At 73.4% G+C, this 21629-nt stretch carries 16 protein-coding genes; 4 read left to right on the top strand and 12 right to left on the bottom strand.

What is annotated here, in order from left to right; genetic code table 11:
- Positions 1 to 588 precede the first annotated feature (588 nt).
- From tyrS to argC, 11 genes are all read right to left on the bottom strand, one after another.
- Positions 589 to 1851, bottom strand: a complete 1263-nt coding sequence (gene tyrS / locus CWIS_RS01665) for a tyrosine--tRNA ligase (RefSeq protein ID WP_048341491.1) — start codon at positions 1849 to 1851, stop codon at positions 589 to 591.
- Between the two features lie 113 nt (positions 1852 to 1964).
- The gene (locus CWIS_RS01660) at positions 1965 to 2849 is read right to left on the bottom strand and encodes a DNA-3-methyladenine glycosylase (protein ID WP_255318480.1); all 885 of its coding nucleotides are present in this window, start codon (positions 2847 to 2849) and stop codon (positions 1965 to 1967) included.
- Positions 2846 to 3436 carry a uridine kinase gene (locus CWIS_RS01655; RefSeq protein ID WP_048341490.1) on the bottom strand — a complete coding sequence of 197 codons (591 nt, stop codon included), beginning with the start codon at positions 3434 to 3436 and terminating at the stop codon, positions 2846 to 2848. Before CWIS_RS01655 ends, CWIS_RS01660 begins: the two co-directional genes overlap by 4 nt.
- 8 nt (positions 3437 to 3444) lie before the next feature.
- Positions 3445 to 4884, bottom strand: a complete 1440-nt coding sequence (argH, locus tag CWIS_RS01650; protein WP_048341489.1) for an argininosuccinate lyase — start codon at positions 4882 to 4884, stop codon at positions 3445 to 3447.
- Positions 4877 to 6115 carry an argininosuccinate synthase gene (locus CWIS_RS01645; protein ID WP_048341488.1) on the bottom strand — a complete coding sequence of 413 codons (1239 nt, stop codon included), beginning with the start codon at positions 6113 to 6115 and terminating at the stop codon, positions 4877 to 4879. The genes argH and CWIS_RS01645 overlap by 8 nt, the downstream gene beginning before the upstream one ends.
- A gap of 69 nt (positions 6116 to 6184) precedes the next feature.
- Positions 6185 to 6727 carry an arginine repressor gene (locus tag CWIS_RS01640; RefSeq protein ID WP_048341497.1) on the bottom strand — a complete coding sequence of 181 codons (543 nt, stop codon included), beginning with the start codon at positions 6725 to 6727 and terminating at the stop codon, positions 6185 to 6187.
- Between the two features lie 5 nt (positions 6728 to 6732).
- Complete coding sequence (gene argF / locus CWIS_RS01635; protein ID WP_048341487.1) at positions 6733 to 7665, bottom strand: ornithine carbamoyltransferase; 933 nt, start codon at positions 7663 to 7665, stop codon at positions 6733 to 6735.
- Positions 7662 to 8915: an acetylornithine transaminase gene (locus CWIS_RS01630; RefSeq protein ID WP_048341496.1), complete on the bottom strand. Its 1254-nt coding sequence runs from the start codon at positions 8913 to 8915 to the stop codon at positions 7662 to 7664. Before CWIS_RS01630 ends, argF begins: the two co-directional genes overlap by 4 nt.
- An 86-nt stretch (positions 8916 to 9001) precedes the next feature.
- A complete protein-coding gene (gene argB / locus CWIS_RS01625; protein WP_048341486.1) occupies positions 9002 to 10000 on the bottom strand; it encodes an acetylglutamate kinase in 999 nt (332 codons plus the stop codon).
- Entirely contained in the window at positions 9997 to 11208 is a 1212-nt protein-coding gene (gene argJ / locus CWIS_RS01620; RefSeq protein WP_048341485.1) for a bifunctional glutamate N-acetyltransferase/amino-acid acetyltransferase ArgJ, read from the bottom strand. The genes argB and argJ overlap by 4 nt, the downstream gene beginning before the upstream one ends.
- Positions 11205 to 12269 carry an N-acetyl-gamma-glutamyl-phosphate reductase gene (gene argC, locus CWIS_RS01615; RefSeq protein ID WP_197080742.1) on the bottom strand — a complete coding sequence of 355 codons (1065 nt, stop codon included), beginning with the start codon at positions 12267 to 12269 and terminating at the stop codon, positions 11205 to 11207. Before argC ends, argJ begins: the two co-directional genes overlap by 4 nt.
- A gap of 111 nt (positions 12270 to 12380) precedes the next feature.
- Between argC and CWIS_RS01610 the strand changes: the two genes are divergently transcribed.
- The 4 genes from CWIS_RS01610 (at position 12381) to CWIS_RS01595 (ending at position 16153) form a co-directional block, all read left to right on the top strand.
- The gene (locus tag CWIS_RS01610) at positions 12381 to 13364 is read left to right on the top strand and encodes a quinone oxidoreductase (protein WP_048341495.1); all 984 of its coding nucleotides are present in this window, start codon (positions 12381 to 12383) and stop codon (positions 13362 to 13364) included.
- Complete coding sequence (locus CWIS_RS01605) at positions 13361 to 14119, top strand: DsbA family oxidoreductase (protein ID WP_053071491.1); 759 nt, start codon at positions 13361 to 13363, stop codon at positions 14117 to 14119. The genes CWIS_RS01610 and CWIS_RS01605 overlap by 4 nt, the downstream gene beginning before the upstream one ends.
- A complete protein-coding gene (locus CWIS_RS01600) occupies positions 14107 to 14709 on the top strand; it encodes a GNAT family N-acetyltransferase (RefSeq protein WP_053071490.1) in 603 nt (200 codons plus the stop codon). The genes CWIS_RS01605 and CWIS_RS01600 overlap by 13 nt, the downstream gene beginning before the upstream one ends.
- Before the next feature lie 130 nt (positions 14710 to 14839).
- Positions 14840 to 16153, top strand: a complete 1314-nt coding sequence (locus CWIS_RS01595; RefSeq protein ID WP_048341483.1) for a TrpB-like pyridoxal phosphate-dependent enzyme — start codon at positions 14840 to 14842, stop codon at positions 16151 to 16153.
- 62 nt (positions 16154 to 16215) lie between these two features.
- Here CWIS_RS01595 and CWIS_RS01590 read toward each other — a convergent pair whose 3' ends face one another.
- Complete coding sequence (locus tag CWIS_RS01590) at positions 16216 to 21612, bottom strand: ExeM/NucH family extracellular endonuclease (RefSeq protein WP_082156136.1); 5397 nt, start codon at positions 21610 to 21612, stop codon at positions 16216 to 16218.
- Between the last annotated feature and the right edge of the window lie 17 nt (positions 21613 to 21629).

Raw genomic sequence — 21629 nt, 5'->3', positions numbered from 1 at the left:
ATGGCATCGACTACTTGGCACACTGTTGAGTTCTCAAGGAACAGACGCGCATCCCCGCAGGATCTTCCGATCCTGAGCAAGAGGCTTGTTCGCTTTCCCTTCGCGCCTCGGCGCTTGGGGCCTGTCTACTGTACCCGATCCCCCGGCTCTTCGGAACCACCCTTGCGAGCGGCTCTTCCTCCAGGATCCTGGGCGCCCGACCGTACCAGAGGCGCACGAAGCACCTGCGATCTGATCGGGGTTGGCCGCCTGCGGGACCGTCCACCGCCTGGATCCTCGCGGATCCGGCTCCGTGTCCGTTCCTCCCTGCCGGGCGACATCGAGAACATTACGCAGCCCGTGGCGCCGAGGGCAAATCCGCGACGTGGTGACGCCGCTCACCTGGCCCGTTCGGCGCGCTGACCTGCGCAGATGCCGTCTGGAAGGGCCGGCCCCGGCCGCTGTGCCCACGGCATCCGCCGTTTCGTCCCGGTTCGCTGCGTCCACGGGCCGGAGGGGTACGACGACGGCCGCGCCGCGAGCCCCGTCGGGGTGCGGCGCGGCCGGGTGGGCGTCGCGCGAGCAGTGGCCGTCAGGCCAGCGGGTCGGTCAGCGATGGGTGTCGACCACCGCGAGCGTGCGCTTGCCGCGGCGGAGCACGGCCCACCGACCGTGCAGCAGGTCCTCGGGCGCAAGGGTTGCGTCCTCGTCGGGGACGCGGACGTTGTTGATCGAGGCGCCGCCCTCGGCGATCGCGCGGCGGGCCTCGGACTTGCTCTTGACGACACCGGTCGCGGCGAGCAGGTCGACGACGAGGTCGCCCGGGGCGCCGCCCGCGGTCGGGAGCTCGGCGACAGCCGCGCCGAGCGTCGCCTGGTCGAGATCGCCCAGCGCGCCGCGACCGAACAGCGCCTGGGACGCGGCGACCACCGCGTCCGCCGCCTGCACCCCGTGCACCAGGGCGGTCACGTCGTACGCGAGGGTGCGCTGCGCCTCACGCGCGGCCGGCCGCGTCGCCACGGCGTCCGCCAGCTCCTCGATCTGCTCACGCGAGCGGAATGTGAACACCTTGAGGTAGCCGAGCACGTCGGTGTCGTCCGCGTTGAGCCAGAACTGGTAGAAGGCGTACGGCGTCGTCATCTGCGGGTCGAGCCAGACGGTCCCGGACTCGGTCTTGCCGAACTTCGTGCCGTCGGCCTTGGTGATCAGCGGCGTCGTCAGCGCGTGGACACCGGTGCCCTCGACCTTGCGGATCAGCTCGACGCCCGACAGCAGGTTGCCCCACTGGTCGGAGCCGCCCGTCTGCAGCGTGACGCCGTGCCTGCGGAAGAGCTCGAGGTAGTCCATCCCCTGGAGCACCTGGTAGCTGAACTCCGTGAACGAGATCCCCTGGTCGCTGGCCAGGCGGCGCGCGACGGTGTCCTTCGCGATCATCGTGCCGAGCCGGAAGTGCTGACCGACGTCGCGCAGGAAGTCGATCGCGGACATCGGTGCCGTCCAGTCGAGGTTGTTCACCATCGTCGCGGCGTTCTCACCGTCGAACCGCAGGAGCGGAGCGATCTGACCCCGGATCCGCTCGACCCAGCCGGCGACGACGTCGCGCGAGTTCAGGGTGCGCTCCCCCGTCATCTTCGGGTCGCCGATCAGGCCCGTGGCGCCGCCGACGAGCGCGATCGGGCGGTGGCCGGCGTCCTGCAGCCTGCGGACCGTGAGGATCTGGACGAGGTTGCCGATGTGCAGGCTCGGTGCCGTGGGGTCGAAGCCGCAGTACAGCGTCACCGGCCCTGCGGACAGCGCGTCGCGCAGCGCGTCGGTGTCGGTGGTGTGGGCGATGAGCCCGCGCCAGGCGAGCTCGTCGAGGATGTGCGTCACGTTCGGTCTCCGGTCGAAGGGCCGCGCTCGAGGCACGGCGTGAGGTCAGCGCGGTTCTGCGTGTGGTCGGGGCCCGTCAGGTCGAGGCGCGTGCGGCCGACGCCGTCGCCCCGTCACGGGGCGTCTTCCGACGCCGGCGTCCGATAGCCGTCCGACGAGGCCGCGGCCCGAGTGGCCGACCGGTAGGCGGGACGGTAGGCGGACACGGTGCGCTCACCGGTGATCCAGTAGCGCCACGGGTGGCGCGTCGAGTCGCCGCCGGGGCCCGAGACGCCGACGCGCGGACCGCTCGCGTGCGTCGTGTGCGTGGGCGCCTCGCGTCGGTGCACCACCACGCGTCCGCCCGCCTCGGTGAGGTCCGCGCCGTTCCACGCGCGGTCGATGCCCAGGCACACGGCGAGCCGGGCCGGGCCGCGCGCGAGCTGCCGCTCGGAGTCGACGACCCCGACCGCCTCGCGGCGACGCCAGGCCAGCTCGGCCCCGTCGACGACCTCGCCGGCGCGCAGCAGGACCGCCGCGGGCTGACCGGTGGGCTCGGCGACGACGTTCACGCAGTGGTGCAGACCGAGGTGGCGGTACACGTACAGACGGCCCGGCTCGGCGAACATCACCGCGTTGCGTGCGGTGCGCCCGCGGAACGCGTGCGAGCCCGGGTCCAGCGCACCCGCGTAGGCCTCGACCTCCGTGAGGCGGATCGTGACGGTGCCGTCCGGCGTGCTCGTCGTGACGAACGCGCCGAGCAGGTCCTTGGCGACCGCGTGCACGTCCCGCGCGTACCAGCTGCGGGCCGGGACCGCGACGAACCGGCGCGGGTCCGCGACGTGCGGGGGTCGGGGCGCATCGCGTCCGTCCGCTCGTCCATCGGCGGTGGTCCCCGTCCGAGCGCCCTCGGTGGGGTTGCCCGGGACGTCGACCCGGGACCCGGACCCCGGCAGCGCACCGGGCGCCGACGAGCCCGCGGGCTCGGGAGCGCTCGGGGCGTCGGCGAAGGGCGTCACGGGGTCATCCTGCCAAACTCGTCCAGGCGGATGTCGGCCCGTTCACGACTGCTCTCCCGCGCGAAGTGCGCGCGCTCGTCGTCCATCCACCGCAGCCACTGCTCGCGCGCGGCCACGCCGTCCCGTGCCAGACCACGGGCGAGACGCAGCTCGTCGGGAGCCTCGACCCAGACGCGCACGACCGCCCACGCGTCGCACTCGCGGCGCGCCGAGCCGCAGCCCTCGAGCACGAGCAGCTCGGGGACGGGCACGTCGATCCAGTCCGCGAAGGCGCCCGTGGCCCAGTCGTAGCGCTGGAACCTGCCGGGCAGACCGCGGCGCAGGGGCTCGAGCACCTGCGCGGACAGGCGCGGCCACAACGAGCCCTCGAGCCCGGACCAGCCCTCGTACAGGTCGTCGAGGTGCACGACGACCGCGCGCGTCCCGCAGGCGGAGGCCGCCTCGAGCACACCCGCTGCGGCCGTCGTCTTGCCCGAGCCGGCGGGGCCGTCGAGGCAGACGGCGCGCACGGGACCGAGCCGTGGGGACGCCGCGAGGGCGCGCTCGACGATCGTCGTGAGCGCGCCCTCGTCGGACGGAGCGGACATGCGGGCCGTCAGGACGCCCAGCCGCGCAGCTCCGCCGCGCGACCCTGCGCGCGCCCGAGCTGCTCGGCGACCCGCACCGGGGCGGTCCCGCCGTACGCGGAGCGCGACGCGAGCGACCCCTCGACCGAGAGCACCTCGCGCACCGCGGGCGTCAGGTGCGGCGAGATCGCGGCGAGCTCGTCGTCGGTCAGCTCCCACAGCTCGATCGCGGGCTCGTGCGCCTCGCACGCGCGCACGCACTCCCCCGCGACCTCGTGCGCGACCCGGAACGGGACGCCCTCGCGCACCAGCCACTCGGCGATGTCCGTCGCGAGCGAGAAGCCCTGCGGCGCCAGTGAGGCGAGGCGGTCCGTGTCGAACGTGAGCGTCGCGACCATGCCGGCGAACGCCGGCAGCAGGACCGTGAGCTGGTCGACCTGGTCGAAGACCGGCTCCTTGTCCTCCTGCAGGTCGCGGTTGTAGGCGAGCGGCAGCCCCTTGAGCGTCGTCAGCAGGCCCGTGAGGTCACCGACGAGCCGGCCCGCCTTGCCGCGCGCGAGCTCGGCGATGTCCGGGTTCTTCTTCTGCGGCATGATGCTCGACCCGGTCGAGAACGAGTCGTGCAGCCGCACGAAGCCGAACTCCTTGGTGGCCCACAGGATGATCTCCTCCGCGAGCCGCGACAGGTCGACCGCGAGCATCGCCGAGACGAACGCGAACTCGGCGACCACGTCACGCGAGGCCGTGCCGTCGATCGAGTTCTCGACCGGCGCGTCGAAGCCGAGCTCGGCGGCGACCGCCGCCGGGTCCAGGCCCAGCGACGAGCCGGCGAGCGCACCCGAGCCGTACGGCGAGACCGCGGCGCGCCGGTCCCAGTCGACGTAGCGCTCGACGTCGCGCAGCAGCGGCCATGCGTGCGCGAGCAGGCTGTGCGCGAGCAGCACCGGCTGGGCGTGCTGCAGGTGGGTGCGGCCCGGCATGGGCGCGTCCCCCGCGGCGGTCGCCTGCGCGGTGAGCGCGTCGACCACGTCGAGCACCAGCCCGGCGATCGCGCGTGCCTCGCGGCGCAGGTACATGCGCACGAGCGTCGCGATCTGGTCGTTGCGCGAGCGACCCGCGCGCAGCTTGCCGCCCAGGTCCGCGCCGGCCCGCTCGATCAGACCGCGCTCGAGCGCGGTGTGCACGTCCTCGTCGTCCGGCGTGGGGCCGAACGCACCCGACGCCACGTCGGTCCGCAGCCGCTCGAGCGCGTCGACCATGCCGGCGACCTCGTCGTCGGACAGCAGACCCGCCACGTGCAGGACGTGCGCGTGCGCGACCGAGCCCGAGATGTCGACGTCCGCGAGGCGCCAGTCGAACTGGGTCGAGCGCGACAGCTCGGCCAAGGCCGCGGCCGGGCCGGACGCGAACCGGCCGCCCCACAGGGCGAGCGGCGCGTCCGGCTGACCGGCCGCTGGCGACTCAGGCATCGATACCGCCCTGCGTGCCGAGGTCCACACCGTTGCCGAACCGCACGTCGCGCGCGGCGGCGAGCTTGCTCGACAGGCCGTAGATCTCGATGAAGCCCTTCGCCGACGCCTGGTCGAACGTGTCGCCCGTGTCGTACGTGGCGAGGTTGAAGTCGTACAGCGACGAGTCCGAGCGGCGGCCGCTGACCGTGGCGCGCCCGCCGTGCAGGACGAGCCGGATGTCGCCCGAGACGTAGCGCTGCGTGTCCGCGATGAACGTGTCGAGCGAGCGCTTGAGCGGGCTGAACCACTGGCCGTCGTACACCAGCTCTGTCCAGCGCTGCTCGACCTGGCGCTTGAAGCGCGCCTGCTCGCGCTCGATCGTCACGTTCTCGAGCTCCTGGTGCGCGGCGATGAGCGCGATCGCGCCCGGCGCCTCGTAGACCTCGCGCGACTTGATGCCGACCAGGCGGTCCTCGACGATGTCGATCCGACCGACGCCCTGGGCGCCTGCGCGGCGGTTCATCTCCTGGATCGCCTGCAGCGGCGTGACCGGCACGCCGTCGAGCGCGACCGGGACGCCCTGCTCGAACGTGATGACGACCTCGTCGGCGACCGGCGGGAACGTCGGGTCGTCGGTGTAGGTGTAGACGTCCTTCGTCGGGCCGTTCCAGATGTCCTCGAGGAATCCGGTCTCGACCGCGCGACCCCACACGTTCTGGTCGATCGAGAACGGGTTGTGCTTGGTGGTCGCGATCGGGAGCTTGTGCTTCTCGGCGAACTCGATCGCCTTGTCGCGCGTGAGCGCGAGGTCGCGCACCGGGGCGAGGCAGGTCAGGTCAGGGGCGAGCGAGGTGATGCCGACCTCGAAGCGCACCTGGTCGTTGCCCTTGCCCGTGCAGCCGTGCGCGACGGTCGTCGCGCCGAACTGGCGCGCGGCGCGCACGAGGTGCTTGACGATCACCGGACGGGACAGCGCCGAGACCAGCGGGTAGCGGTCGAGGTACAGGCCGTTGGCCTGCAGCGCCGGCATGCAGTACTCCTCGGCGAACTCGTCGCGGGCGTCGGCCACGTAGGCCTCGACCGCGCCGCAGTCGAGCGCCCGCTGGCGGATGACGTTGAGGTCCTCACCGCCCTGGCCGACGTCGACCGCCACGGCGATGACCTCGGCGCCGGTGGCCTCGGCGATCCAGCCGATGCCGACGGAGGTGTCCAGACCGCCGGAGTACGCGAGGACGACGCGCTCAGTCATGAGATGTCACTTTCTACGAGCTGGGTTCGGGTGGTGCGAGAGGACGAGGGTCGAGCGGTCGTGCCGGGCCTACGAGGTCCCGGTCGCGAGGGTGAGGAACCGCGACGCCAGTGCGGCGCCGTCGGGGTCGCGCGACACGACGAGGATCGTGTCGTCCCCCGCGATCGTGCCGAGCACGGCGGGGAGGACGGAGTGGTCGATCGCCGAGGCCAGGTACTGCGCGCCGCCCGGAGGGGTGCGCAGCACGACGAGGTTGCCCGACGACTCCGCGGTCAGCAGCAGCTCGGTGCACAACCGCTCGAGCCGCGCGGCGAGGTGCTCGGCGTCGGCCGCGGGCGCGGTCGGCAGGGTGCGCACCGAGCCCTCCCCGGGCACGGCGTACACGAGCGCACCCGACGGGGTACGCACCTTGACCGCCTGGAGCTCGACGAGGTCGCGCGAGAGGGTCGCCTGCGTGACCGTGACGCCCGCGTCGCCGAGCAGCTCGGCGAGCTGCTGCTGCGAGTGCACCGCCTCGCGCGTGAGCAGCGCGGCGACCAGCGATTGGCGCGCCGCCTTGGTCTGCGGCGCGGTCGCGCGCGGCGCGCCGTTCGTCGTGCCCGGGAGGGTCATCACGCTCACCTGGCCTCGAGGAGGAACGTCAGGAGCGCCTTCTGGGCGTGCAGCCGGAACTCGGCCTCGTCCCACACGATCGACTGCGGGCCGTCGATCACCTCGGCGGTGATCTCCTTGCCGCGGTATGCCGGCAGGCAGTGCAGGACGTGCGCACCGGGCGCCGCGAGCGCGAGCGCCGCCGCGTCGACCCGGAACGGCACGAACGGCGTCTCACGGTCCAGCGAGTCGGACTCCTGGCCCATCGAGACCCACGTGTCGGTCGCGACGACGTCCGCACCCGAGACGGCCTCGGCCAGCGAGCCCACGACGGCGACCGAGCCGCCCGTGGCCGCCGCGATCCGCTCGGCGTCGGCCACCACGGCCGGGTCCGGGCGGAAGCCCTCGGGCGAGCCGATCCGCACGTGCATGCCCGCGGTCGCGCCGCCCAGCAGGTACGAGTGCGCCATGTTGTTCGCGCCGTCGCCGACGAACGCGAGGGTCAGGCCCGGCAGCGCCGCGACCCCGCCGCGATGCTGCGCCACGGTCGCGAGGTCCGCCAGGATCTGGCACGGGTGGAAGTCGTCCGTGAGCGCGTTGACCACGGGGACGCCCGCGACCGCGGCCATCTCCTCGATGCGCGACTGCTCGTGCGTGCGCCACACGATCGCCGCGACCTGGCGGCCGAGCACGTGGGCGGTGTCCGCGATCGACTCGCGCGTGCCGATCTGGGCGAGCTTGCCGTCGACGACGAGCGGGAACCCGCCCAGCTCGGCGATCCCCGTGCTGAACGACACCTGGGTGCGCAGCGTCGGCTTGTCGAAGATGACCGCGACCGCGCGCGGGCCGGCGAGCGGCTTGCGGATGTAGCGGTCGTCGCAGAACGCGAGCGCGAGCTCGAGGACCTGCGCCTGCTCGTCGGGCGTCAGGTCGTCGTCGCGCAGGAAGTGGCGGGTCACGCGGCCACCTCGGCAGGGTCGAGCTCGGCGAGGAAGTCGACGAACGTGCCGAGCTGCTCGTGCGTCACGACGAACGGCGGCGCGAGCCGGATCGTCGTCGGGTTGACGGGGTTCACGACGAAGCCGGCGGCGAGCGCCCGCGACGCGACCGCGGGCGCCACGGCCGAGCTCAGACCGATGCCCACGAGGAGGCCCTCGCCGCGCACGGAGTCGACGAGCGGGTTGTCGAGCTCCGCGACGCGCTCGCGCAGCCGCGCACCGACGTCGCGCACGTGGGCCAGCAGGCCGTCGCGCTCGATCACGCCGATCGTGGCGAGGCCCGCGGCCGACGCCACGGGGTTCCCGCCGAACGTCGTGCCGTGCTGGCCGCGGCCGATCAGCGTCGCGGCCGTGTCGCCGAACGCGATGAGAGCGCCGACCGGGAAACCGCCGCCGAGCCCCTTGGCGACCGTCACCGCGTCCGGTACGACTCCCCCACCGATGTGCGGCAGCTGGTGCGCGAACCACTCGCCCGTGCGTCCCATGCCGGTCTGCACCTCGTCGAGGATCAGGAGCGTCCCGTGCCGCGCCGTGAGCTCACGGGCTCGCGCGAGGTAGCCCGGGGGCAGCGGCAGCACGCCCGCCTCCCCCTGCAGCGGCTCGACGAACACCGCAGCCACGTCGCCCGGCGCGAGCGCGGCCTCGAGCGCGAGGGAGTCGCCGAACGGCACCCACTCGACGCCCGGCGGCAGCGGCTCGAACGGCTCGCGGTACGCGGCCTTGTGCGTCAGCGCGAGCGCGCCCATCGTGCGCCCGTGGAACGCGCCCTCGAGCGCGATGATCCGCGTGCGGCCCGTGCGGCGCGCGAGCTTGAACGCCGCCTCGTTGGCCTCCGTGCCGGAGTTGGTGAGGAAGACGCGCGAGCCCTCGGGCGCCTGCGCGAGCTCGATGAGGCGCTCGGCGAACGCGATCTGCGTGGGGCTGCCGAAGAAGTTCGAGACGTGACCGAGCGTGCCCAGCTGCGCGCTGATCGCGGCCGTCAGGGTCGGGTGCGCGTGGCCGAGGCTGTTGACCGCGATCCCCCCGAGCAGGTCGAGGTAGCGGTTGCCGTCGGCGTCCCACACGTACGGCCCCTCACCGCGGACGAGCACGCGCTGCGGCGGTCCGAACGTGTCCATGACCGCGTGCGTGTAGCGCTCGGTCCACTGCGCGACCGAGCCCTCGGCGACGGCGACCGGGATGCCGTCGACGGTCGACGCGGCCTGTCGCAGCGCACGCCGCGTCGTCGGCCCTGCGGGCGCCGCGGCGGGAGCAGCGGTGGGCACCGGCGCGGCGGCCGGCGTGGTCGTCGGCTCGCTCACGCGGACACCTCCGGGTGGATGACGGGGATCGGGGCCGTGAAGGGGGCGTCGGCGGGCTCCTCGTCGGGCAGCACCATCGTGCCGATGCCGTCAGACGTGAACACCTCGACCAGGATCGAGTGCGGCGCACGACCGTCGATGACGTGCGCGCGACCGACCCCGCCCGTCACGGCGCGCCAGCAGGCCTCCATCTTCGGCCGCATGCCGGAGTCGAGCGACGGCAGGACCTCCGCGAGGTCGCTCGCGCTGAGGCGCCGCACGAGCGAGCTGCGGTCCGGCCAGTTCAGGTAGAGGCCCTCGACGTCGGTCAGGACGATGAGCTTGCGCGCACCGAGCGCGACCGCGAGCGCCGCCGCCGCCGTGTCGGCATTGACGTTGAGCACCTGCGTCGGGTCGTCGATGTCGGGCGCGACCGTGCTGACCACGGGGATCCGGCCCGCGTCGAGCAGGTCCTGCACGGCGCTCGGGTTGACCTTCACGACGTCCCCGACGAGGCCGACGTCGACCGGCTCGCCGTCGACGAACGCGTGCCGACGGCGGGCCTGGAACAGACCGCCGTCCTCGCCGGACAGGCCCACGGCGTGCGGGCCGTGCGCGTTGAGGAGCCCGACGAGCTCGCGCGACACCTGGCCCGTGAGGACCATGCGCACGACGTCCATCGCCTCGGGCGTGGTGACGCGCAGGCCGCCGCGGAACTCCGACTCGATGCCCAGACGGTCCAGCATCGAGCTGATCTGCGGGCCACCGCCGTGCACGACGACCGGCTTGAGGCCGACCTGGCGCAGGAACACCATGTCCTGCGCGAACGCACGCTTGAGCTCGTCGTCGATCATGGCGTTGCCGCCGTACTTGACGACGACGAGCGCCCCGGCGAACTTCTGCAGCCACGGCAGCGCCTGGATGAGGACCTCGGCCTTCTGGTCGGGGCGCAGGTCCGTACGGGTGTCGAAGTGGAAGTCGTCCGGGACCGCGGGCGTGGGGTCGGGCTGGGTCACGTCGAGTACTCGCTGTTCTCGGAGACGTAGGCGTGCGTGAGGTCGTTGGTCCAGAGCGTCACGACCTCCTCGCCCGCGTGCAGGTCGATGAGGACGTGCACGTCGCGCGACGCGGCCAGGTCCACGCTCGAGCGGGGCTCGTGCGCGCCGCCCGCGCGACAGATCATCACGCCGTTGATCGTGACGTCCAGCTGGTCCGGGTCGAACGGCGCGACCTCGGCGGGAACCGTGCCGACCGACGCCAGGATGCGCCCCCAGTTCGGGTCGTTGCCGTAGACGGCGGCCTTGAACAGGTTGGAGCGCGAGACCGCGCGGGCGACCGCGAGCCCGGCGGACTGCGACGACGCCCCGGTGACGGTGATCGCGATGTCGTGCGTCGCACCCTCGGCGTCCGCGACGAGCTGGCGCGCGAGCTGGGCCGCGACCGCGGTCACCGCCGCGGTGAAGCCAGCGGGGTCGGGCGTGACTCCCGACGCGCCCGAGGCCAGCAGCGTCACCGTGTCGGACGTCGACATGCAGCCGTCGGAGTCGACGCGGTCGAACGTGTCGCGCGTCGCGGCGCGCAGCGCGGCATCCGCGAGGGCGGCGTCCACGACCGCGTCGGTCGTGATCACGCACAGCATCGTGGCCAGGCCGGGGGCGAGCATGCCCGCACCCTTGGCCATGCCGCCCACGCGCCAGGTGCCGAGGTCGCCGTCGATCGTCATGTCCGCGGTCTTGGCGACCGTGTCGGTCGTCATGATCGCGGTCGCGGCCGCGGGCCCGCCCGTGCTCGACAGCGCGTCGCGGGCCGGGCCGATGCCGGCCAGGAGCGTGTCGATCGGCAGGCGCTCCCCGATCAGGCCCGTGGAGCACACGACGACGTCGCCGGGCGAGACCCCGAGCGCCGCACCGACCGTCTCGGCCGTGCGGTGCACGTCGAGGAAGCCGTCCGGGCCGGTGCACACGTTCGCGCCGCCGGAGTTGAGGACGACCGCGCTCACGACGCCGTCGGAGACGGCCTGCCGCGACCAGGTGACCGGGTGGCCCACGACCCGGTTCGAGGTGAACACGGCCGCGCCGACCTGCAGCGGGCCGTCGTTCACGACGAGCGCGAGGTCGGGCCGACCGGACGCCTTGAGGCCCGCGGTCGTGCCGCTCGCGCGGAACCCGGCGGGGAACGTGACACCGGGCGAGAGCTCGGCGGCGTCCTGGGAGGTGAGCGTCACGGTGCGACTCCGTCCATGGGAAGGCCGAGTGTCTCGGGCAGCCCGAGCGCGAGGTTGAGCGACTGCAGCGCACCGCCGGCGGTGCCCTTGACGAGGTTGTCGATCGCGGTGACCGTCACCACGCGGCCCGCACGCTCGTCGACCGCGACCTGCACGAGAGCCGTGTTCGCACCGAGCGTCGCGGCGGTCGTCGGCCACTGGCCCGCGGGCAGGAGGTGGACGAACGGCTCGTCGGCGTACGCCTCCTCCCAGGCCGCGCGCACCGCGGCGGGGTCGGTGCCGGGCACGAGGCGCGCGGTCGCGGTCGCGAGGATGCCGCGCGACATCGGCACGAGCGTGGGCGTGAACGAGATCGTCACGTCGGGGGCGCCCGCGGCGCGCAGGTTCTGGGCGATCTCGGGGATGTGCCGGTGCGTGCCGCCGACCGCGTACGGCTGCGCCATGCCGAGGCCCTCGGAGGCGAGCAGGTGCGGCTTGAGGCTCTTGCCGGCACCCGAGTAGCCGTTCGCGAGGACCGCCACGACGTCGATCGGATCGATGACGCCCGCGGCGACGCCCGGCTGCAGGCCGAGGGTCACGGCAGTCACGTTGCAGCCGGGGACGGCGATCCGCGTGGCGCCCGCGAGCTGTGCGCGCTGGCCGACGGCTGCCGACTCGCCCGCGTGCAGGAGCTCGGGCAGTCCGTAGGGCCAGGTCCCGGCGTGCTCGCTGCCGTAGTAGGTGACCCAGTCGGCCGCGTCCACGAGTCGGTGGTCGGCCCCCAGGTCCACGACGACCGTGCCGGGGTCACGCCGGGCGAGCTCGGCCGCGACGGCACCGCTCGCTCCGTGCGGCAGTGCGAGCACGACGACGTCGTGGCCCGCGAGCGCGTCGGGGGTCGTCGGGGCCAGCATGCGGTCCGCGAGCCGTCGCAGGTGCGGCTGGTGCTCGCCGAGAGCGCTGCCCGCGTTGGAGTGCGCGGTGACCTCGCCGATGACGGCCTCGGGGTGGCCGAGCAGCAGCCGGAGCATCTCGCCTCCGGCGTACCCGCTGGCCCCCGCCACCGCGACTGTGAACGACATGCGCATGAACATACACGCCAGCGCGAATCAATGCACACACATTCGCGGGGCGCGGCCGTGGTCGTCGCTCGCGGCGGGATGAAACTCGACCGCCCCGACGTTCGCCACGACGTGCATGCAGTCGTCGCCACCCAGGCCGGTGGACCCGAGGTCCTGTCCGTCGTGACCCGACCCGACCCCACGCCCGGGCCGCACGACGCGCTCGTGCGCGTCGCCGCCGCCGGGGTCAACTTCATCGACACCTACCGCCGCGCCGGGGTGTACCCCGTCCCGTTCCCGCACGTGCCGGGGTCGGAGGGGGCCGGCACCGTGGTCGCGGTCGGTGAGCGCGTCACGCGGTTCGCGCCCGGTGACCGGGTCGCGTGGTCGGCGGGCCCCGGTTCGTACGCCGAGCTCGCCGCCGTCCCCGAGAGCGAGCTTCTCGCGGTGCCTGACGGCGTCGACGACGAGATCGCCGCAGCGCTCCCGCTGCAGGGCATGACCGCCCACTACCTCGTCAGCTCCACGTTCCCCGTCGAGCCCGGCACGACCGTGCTCGTGCACGCCGCGGCCGGCGGCGTCGGCCTGCTCCTCACGCAGCTCGCGACCCAGCGCGGTGGCCGCGTGATCGCGACGGTGGGCAGCGTCGAGAAGGAGGCGCTCGCGCGCGCCGCGGGCGCCGCCGAGGTCATCCGCTACCGCGAGCTCCACGACGTGACCACCGAGCTGCCCGCGGCCGTCCGCGAGCTGACCGACGGGCGCGGGGTCGACGCGGTGTACGACGGGGTCGGCCGCGACACGTTCGACGCGTCGCTCGCGTCCCTCGCGCGGCGCGGGATGCTCGTCCTCTTCGGGGCGTCGTCCGGCCCCGTGCCACCCGTCGACCCGCAGCGGCTCAACGCCGCGGGCTCGGTGTTCCTCACCCGCCCGACGCTCGGTCACTACGTGGCCGACCGCTCCGAGCTCGAGTGGCGCGCCAACGAGCTGTTCGGGGCCGTCGCCGACGGCCGTCTCGACGTCCGCGTCGGAGCCCGCTTCCCCTTGTCGGCCGCTGCCGACGCCCACCGCGCGCTCGAGTCGCGCGCCACCACCGGAAAGGTCCTGCTGCTGCCGTGAGCATCCCCACCCTGAACGCCGTCCGTACCGTCGCGGTGGAGGTGTGGTCCGACATCGCCTGCCCGTGGTGCTTCATCGGCAAGCGGCGCTTCGCCGACGCGCTGGCCGCCTTCCCGCACCGCGAGCACGTCGAGGTGGTGTGGCGCTCGTACCAGCTGTCCCCCGACACGCCGCGCGGACCGGGCCGCCCCGAGGTCGAGGCCCTGGCGGAGATGAAGGGGCTGTCCACCGAGCGCGTGCAGCAGATGTTCGCGCACGTCACGGCTGTGGCCGCCGAGGTGGGCCTGCGCTACGACTTCGACACCGTCCTGGCGTTCAACTCCTACGACGCGCACCGGCTCACGCACCTCGCGCGTGCGGTCGGCGGCCCGGCGCTGGCCGAGCGCACCGTCGAGGTCCTGTTCTCGGCGCACTTCGAGCGCGGCGAGGACCTCGGCGTGGACGCCTCGCTCGTCGCCGTCGCGCGCGAGGCCGGGTTCGCCGCGGCCGGGTACGACGACGAGGCGGTCGCGCTGTTCCTCGCGGGCGACGAGCAGTCCGACGCGGTCGAGGCCGACATCGCCGCGGCCCGCGAGCTGGGCGTGTCCGGCGTGCCGTTCTTCGTCGTCGACCGCCGGTACGCGGTCTCGGGCGCGCAACCCGCCGAGGTGTTCACCCAGCTGCTCGAGGCCGGGTGGCGCGAGGCGAACCCGCTGCAGACGATCGCGGGCGACCCGTCGGCGCACGCGTGCGTCGACGACTCGTGCGCGATCTGAGCACGCCGGGCAGCGGGGAGCCGGGCGGAGCGGTGTCCCCCGGCACCCGCACGCCCGCAACGCCCGATCATGCCGCGGGGCTCGCCGTCAGGGACCTGCACGACGGCGACCTCGCGGTGCTCGCTGCGCTCAACGACGCGGCGGTGCCCGCCGTGAACGCGCTGGGCCCGGCCGGGCTCGCCGCGCACGTCCCGACCTGCGCGGCAGCGCTCGTCGTCCACGACGCCGGCGCGCCGGGCGGCCCGCCGCTCGGCTTCCTCCTGGCCCTCGCCCCCGGGGCCGACTACGCGAGCGAGAACTACCGCTGGTTCGCCGAGCACGCGCCGGGCTCGCTGTACGTGGACCGGATCGTGGTCGCGCCGCACGCGCACGGGCGCGGCGCGGGGCGCGCCCTGTACGCCGCGGCCGAGCAGCACGCGCGTCGGCTGGGGCTGTCGGCGCTCACGTGCGAGGTCAACCTCGACCCGCCGAACCCGGCCTCGTCGGCGTTCCACGCCCGGCTGGGCTTCCGGCGCATCGGGGTGCTCGACACCAAGGGCGGCGCGGTGCGCGTCGAGCTCCTGAGCCGGGCGGTGGCGCTCGGCGGTTGACGTCTCGCACCGCGACGGCCCAGGTCACCGACGCGGGACGGTGCCCTAGGCTGCGCCCAGCGGACCCACGGCGTGGTGGTCTGGCGCGTGCGGGCCCGCTCCGCACCACGATGCGCCCAGGAGGCACCGCATGACGACTTCCCCCGACGTCCGTCCGGCATCCGCGCCGCTCACCGACCCGGTCGGCACCTTCGTGCCGTCGACGGTCCCGACGCACTGGTACAACCTCGCCGCGGACCTCCCTGAGCCTGCTCCTCCCGCGCTGCACCCGGGCACGCGTGAGCCGCTCGGGCCGCAGGACCTCGCCCCGCTGTTCCCGATGGCGCTCATCGCCCAGGAGGTCAGCACCGAGCGCTACGTCGAGATCCCGCAGACCGTGCGCGAGATGTACGCGCTGTGGCGGCCGTCGCCGCTGGTCCGGGCGCTGCGGCTCGAGCGCGCGCTCGGCACGCCCGCGAAGATCTACTACAAGTACGAGGGAGTCTCGCCGGCCGGGTCGCACAAGCCGAACACGGCGGTCGCGCAGGCGTACTACAACGCGGTCGAGGGCATCACGAAGCTGACGACCGAGACCGGTGCGGGCCAGTGGGGCGCGTCGTTGTCCATGGCGTGCGCGCTCGTCGGGATCGAGTGCGAGGTCTGGCAGGTGCGCGCGTCGTACGACGCCAAGCCGTACCGGCGCATGCAGATGGAGACGTATGGCGGGATCTGCCACCCGTCGCCCTCCGACCTGACCGAGGCCGGCCGCGCGATGCTCGCCGCGGACCCGGACACCACCGGCTCGCTCGGCATGGCGATCTCCGAGGCGGTCGAGGTCGCGGCCCAGGACCCGAAGGCGCACTACGCGCTCGGCTCGGTCCTCAACCACGTGCTGCTGCACCAGTCCGTCATCGGGATCGAGGCGCTCGAGCAGCTCGACGCGATCGGCGAGACGGCCGACGTCGTGTTCGGCTGCGCAGGCGGCGGGTCGAACCTCGGGGGGCTCAGCTTCCCGTTCATCGGCCGCAACCTGCGCGACGGCACGACGACGAGGGTCGTCGCCTGCGAGCCCGCGGCGTGCCCGTCGCTCACGCAGGGCGAGTACCGGTACGACTTCGGCGACGTGGCCGGGCTGACCCCGTTGCTGAAGATGCACACGCTCGGCAAGGACTTCGTGCCGCCGCCCATCCACGCCGGGGGCCTGCGCTACCACGGCATGGCACCGATGGTGTCGCACGCGCTCGAGCTGGGGCTGCTCGAGGCGATCGCCGTCGAGCAGGACGTCGCGTTCGCGGCGGGCCTGGAGTTCGCGCGCGCGGAGGGGATCATCCCCGCGCCCGAGTCGACGCACGCCGTGGCGGGTGCGATCGCCCACGCGCGAGCGGCGACGACCGACGAGACGATCGTGATCGGGCTGTCCGGCAACGGCGTGCTGGACCTTCCCGCCTACCACGACTTCCTCTGACGCGACGAGGGCGCCCGGTCGGCTCGACCGACCGGGCGCCCTCGTGCGTGCTCAGCCCCGCGTCACCGCTTCGGCGGGTGAGGGCCACCCGGCTTGGTGTCGACGGTCAGCTGCTTGCTCGTCGAGGCGGGCGTGTACCCCGCGTCGCCGAGGTACGAGGCGCGCAGCACGACGCTCGACGTGACGCCACGGATCGTGAACGTCGCCGCCCCGTCGCTCAGCGTCCCGACGTACGTCGAGCGCCCGACCTGGAGCGTCACCGTGCCTCCCGGCACCGGGGCGCCCGGAGCTCCGGCGACCGTCACCGTGACGACCGGCGAGCTGCCCTTCTTCACCGTCCAGCTCGGCGTCGACACGGCGATCGTCGGACGCGCCTTCGTGACGGTCACCTTGACGGGAGCGGACGTCGACGCCTGCAGGCCCCCGCCACCGCCGTACACCGCCGTCAGCGCGTGCTTGCCCACCGCCAGGGTGCGCGGCAGCAGGATCGTCACGGTCACGGACTGCGACGGACCGGGCCTCGGCTTGCCCGTGGCCGCGCCCTTGCCCGAACCCGTGGCCGCACCCGTGCCCGTGCCGGCCACCGGGAGGCTCGCCGCGGCCAGCACGGTCTGACCCTCGCGGATCTGGACGACGCCCTGCGGCGTGACCCCGGAGGCCGTCACGGTGACGCGCGCCGTGAGCTGGCCCCCGAACGCGACCGAGCGGGGCTGCACGTCGAGCGTCGTGGTGCTCCGCGACCCCCCGATCATGACCGTGAGCGTCCCCGTCGAGGCGGCGTACCGTCCGTCGGTCGGTGTGAACACCGCGCTCAGCTCGTGCGCGCCCGCGCCCAGCTGGACGTCGAGCGCCGCCTCGCCGCCACGTACCGCGACCGTGCCGAGCCAGATCCTGCCGTCGACGAACGTGACGGTCCCGGCGACGCCCTCCGGCGACACCGCCGCGCGCAGGGTCTGGGTCTCGCCGACGACCGGGTTCCCGGTCATCGTGAGCACGGTCGTGGTCGGGGTGGCCGCCTTGACCGTCAACGGCACGTGCACCGTGGTGCCGCTCGGAGCGGCGACGAGCGTGAGCTCGTGCGCGCCGGGCGTCGTCCCGGCCGGGATCTGCACGGCGACCGTCGCCGCGCCCCCGGTGACCGTGGCGCCGCCGATCGACTCGCCGTCGAGGCGGATGTCCAGGCTCGTGTTCAGCGGCGAGCCGAGGCTCGTCAGGTCGAGCCTGGAGACACCGAACTGGACGGCGTCGCCCGCGAACACCTCGCTCGGCAGGGGCGTCGTCGCGACCGCGTGCCGCGCGAAGTCGGGAGACAGCCCCGGGTGCGCCTCGAGGTAGGCGATCCACGCGTCGCGGTCGAGCAGACCCGAGTCGCGCGTGTCCGAACCCTGGGTGAACACCCGGAAGTTGTCGCCACCCGTGGCGAGGAACGAGAACGTCCCGACGCGGTAGCCGGCCGCGAGGTCGAGCGGCTCGCCGTCGATCGTCACGGACGTGATGCGGCTGCCCTCCGGCAGGGTCGCGTCGTACGTGTACGACACGTTGTCGGACAGCCCCAGCTGCAGGTAGGCACGTGACGGCACGTTGCCGTTGCTGTCCCGCTGCCACTGCTGGTTGAGCAGCGTCAGGAGCTGCGCGCCGGTCAGCGTCGTCGTCCACAGGTTGTTCGCGAACGGCAGCACGGCGTTGGCCTCGGCGTACGTGACGACGCCGTCGGTCGCCTCCGCCCCCGACCTCGCGTAGAGCAGGTCGGAGCGCAGACCTCCCGGGTTCACGACGCCGATCTGGGCGCCCCCGAGCCGGTCGTCGGCGAGCGTGTCCCGCAGGGAGTTCGCGACGAGGTTGCCGAGCGTCGACTCGCTCGCACGGTCGTCACGTCCGGTCGTCGGCAGCGGGCCCGGCCCGACGTACTCGCCGTCGACGTACGAGCCGCCCGTGAAGGCGGTCGTGATGTCGGCCGTGATCGAGCCCACGGGCTCACGGCCGATCACGTCCGAGTACGCGATCGCCGCGTCGACGATCTGCTTGACCTGCGCCACGCGCGGGTAGGCGGCGACGAGCGTCGCGTCCGCCGTGGTGACGCGTGCGACGTTCTCCTGCGTGTGCGCGAGCACCTCGTCGCCTTCCGGGTCGTAGGTCAGCACGACCTTGCCGAGGAACTCGCCGTACGAGCCGGTCTGCACGACCGGGCGCGTCTTGCCTGCGACCCCCGGAACGGCCGCGTCCCACGCGTACTGCTTGTGGGTGTGCCCGGTGAAGATGACGTCCACCGCGGCAGACGTCTGCGTCACGATCTCGGCGAAGGCACCGCCCTCGGCGAGCTCCTCCTCGAGGGTCGCGCCGTCCGGCGTCCCCGCACCTGCGCCCTCGTGGTACTCGGCCACGATCACGTCGGCCTCGCCGTTGCTCTCGTCACCGTCCGTGAGCTGGGCCGCGACACGGTTCACGGCCTCGACGGGGTCGCCGAAGTCGAGCGTCGCGATGCCTGCCGGGGTCACCAGCGAGGGGGTCTCCTCGGTGACCGCGCCGATCACGCCGACGGTCACGCCGTCCATGTCGAACGTCGTGTACTCGTCGAGCGCCGGCGTCGTCGTCCCGTCGAGGTAGACGTTCGCGCCGAGGTAGTCCCACTGCGCGTTCCGGTCGCCGTCCGGCCCGATGACCCTGTCGGTCAGGTCGGTGAAGCCCTGGTCGAACTCGTGGTTGCCGACCGCCGAGGCGCGCAGCTCGAGCGCGTCGAGCACGTCGATCGTCGGCTGGTCCTTCTGCACCGCGGACGCGAACAGCGACGCCCCGATGTTGTCACCCGCCGACAGGAAGGCCACGGGTCCGTCGGCCTCCGCCCGCAGCTTCTCGACCGTCCCGGCGAACTTCACCGTGTTGGACGACGTGACCCCCGCGGTCGTCACCGACTCGATGCGACCGTGGAAGTCGTTGATGTTGAGGAACGTCAGGTCGAGCGGTCCGGCGTTCTGCTCGCCCGCGCTGAGCCCGACGACGACCGGGTCGTGGTCCGACGAGCGGTACTCGTCGGGCGCGTAGAACAGCTGGCCGTGGTAGTTGTACCGGCTGTACTCGAGCGCGATGGACTCCTCGGCGTTGATCTCCCAGATGTCCGCGCCCGTCGCGCGCTCGAGCGCCGCCTCGTTGAGCAGCACGTGGTCGAGCGACCCCGACAGCCCGCTGAACGAGTACGAGTACTCCCCCGGCGCGAGCTGCGACGCCGCGTCGGTGTAGCCGGCGTCGTAGAGCACCTCGAGCGGGTCCTCGAGCGTGTACGCGTTGAAGTCGCCGACGAGCGCGACAGCCTCCACGTCGCCCCGGATGTCGGCGACCCAGTCGCGCAGGGCCGTGGCCTGCGCGACGCGCGACGCGTTCGACGCGCCCTGCCCGTCACCCTGGTCGGCGTCGCCCGGGAGCGGCCCGGCCGAGCCCTTGGACTTGAAGTGGTTGACCGCGACCAGGAACGGCTCGCCCCCGGCGGCAGGTTCGAAGGCCTGCGCGAGCGGCTCGCGCGCGTTGTCGAACGCCTCGCCGGAGTCCGACAGCGTGCCCAGCGCGCGCGACTGCCCGACCCGCGTCACCGCGGCGGGCTGGTAGATGATCGCATTGGAGATCACGTCCATCGTGGCGGCCGGGGGCAGCTCGGTCGAGGAGGGCACGAACGCCCACTTGTCGGTGCCGGCCGCGGCGTTCAGCGCGTCGACCAGCGTGCCCAGCGCCTCGTCGGCCACCCCGTCGACCACGAGCGAGTTCTCGATCTCGAGGAGCCCGACGACGTCGGCGTCGAGGTCGTTGATCGCCGTGACGATCTTGTCCTGCTGCCGTGCCAGGTCGGCCGGGTCCCACGCACCGCGCGGGTCGCAGCCCGTGCTGACCGTGACGGGGTCACCGCTGCGGTCGTTGAACGGCACGCAGCCCGACGTCCCCGCACCGAGCGTCGTGAAGTAGTTCAGGACGTTGAAGGACGCGACGCTCACGTCGCCGCCGACCGCGCGCGGAGCTGCGGTGCGAGTGTTCTCGAACGTCACGGGCCCGTCGGTGGGGCCGACGAGCGGCCGGGTCGGGTCGAGCTTCCACGCGTTGTTCACGTAGGTCACGACCACGGGCTCGTCGAACGTCACCGCGGCGCCGACACGCACCGGGTTCGTCAGCGACAGGTAGGGCGGGACGAGCGCCTGGTTCGTCGCCGAGCCCAGGAAGTTCGTCGTCGCGCCGTCGTCGAGCACGACCCCGCGCGCGGCGTTGTCGTCCTTCACCGCCTGGATCGCCGCGGTGTCCTGCGGGTCGGCGACCTCGGTCCACTGCAGGAGCGGCGTCGTCCCGGTCGCGAGGCCCACCTCGCCGTACTGGTTCGTCGAGAACGTGTTCGAGACCGTCAGGTCACCGGTCGGCTGGAACAGCATCGACTCCACGGCCTCGCGCGCGGCGGCCGTCGCGGGCCAGGCGCCGGTCAGGGGCGTCACGGTGGCGTCGGAGTCGAGGACCGTCAGGTCCGCCGCGCTCGTGACCGTGATCTCCGTCAACCCGTTGAACTCGCTGATCGCGCCCGTGACCTGGACCTCGTCCCCGATGGTCACGAGGTCGTCGGTGCTCGACGAGAAGACGAACAGGCCGTCCGACGCGGTGCGCTCCCCGAGCGGCCCGCCCGTCCCGGCCGTCTGGATGACGTAGCCGTTGCGCCCGCCCGTCGGGTAGGCGGCCGTCACGACGCCCTGCGTCGTCACGGTCTGCCCGACGTACGACGACGCCGCACCCGTGCCCTGGATCGCCGCGATCGTGAGCTCGGGTGGGTCGGTCGGGTCGGGGTCGGGGTCCGCACCCGACTTGCGTGGCGTCGGCGCGCCGACCGTGAAGTCCGCCGCGTTGTCCGCGGTGTTGGCGTGCTCGGCGGAGCGCGACGCCGACGTCGTGGCCGAGAGGTTCCCCGTCGGCGCCGTCCCGGCGAAGTCGTTGGTCGCGGTGCCGTACCCGACGAAGTCGACCACCGACGCGACGCTCGCGCAGCGCGTCGCGCTCGTGCAGCCCAGCCCCGTGCTCGACGACGACAGCGCGACCTTGCCCGCGGTCCCGCCCATCGCGATCGTCCCGTTGAAGTCCGTCTCGATGTCGTCCTGGCTCCCGGCGCCGGTCGCCTGCCCGACGAGGAAGTAGTCGTGCGGCTGGATCGTGCCCGACAGCACCGTCACCAGGCCGCTGCCCCCGACCGTGCCGGTGGACGAGCCGTACTGGACCGACCACCCGGTGAGGTCGACGGCCTGGTCGCTCACGTTGTAGAGCTCGACGAAGTCCCGCAGGATCGGGGCCCCGCTGTTGCCACCACCGCCGTACACCTCGTGGATCACGACGGGGGCCGTCGGCGAGACGGCGGCGGTCGCGGGAGCGGCGGCGACCACCGAGCCCGCGAGCACGACGGCGAGGGCCGCGAGGCCCCCGGTGAGCGATCGGTTGCCAGGACGCACAGCGGCTCTCCTTCATC

Origin of the sequence: Cellulomonas sp. A375-1, assembly GCF_001040865.1 — a bacterium.
In the GTDB taxonomy this organism is placed as follows: Bacteria; Actinomycetota; Actinomycetes; order Actinomycetales; family Cellulomonadaceae; genus Cellulomonas; species Cellulomonas gelida.
This window is presented reverse-complemented; position numbering and strand designations above follow the sequence as displayed.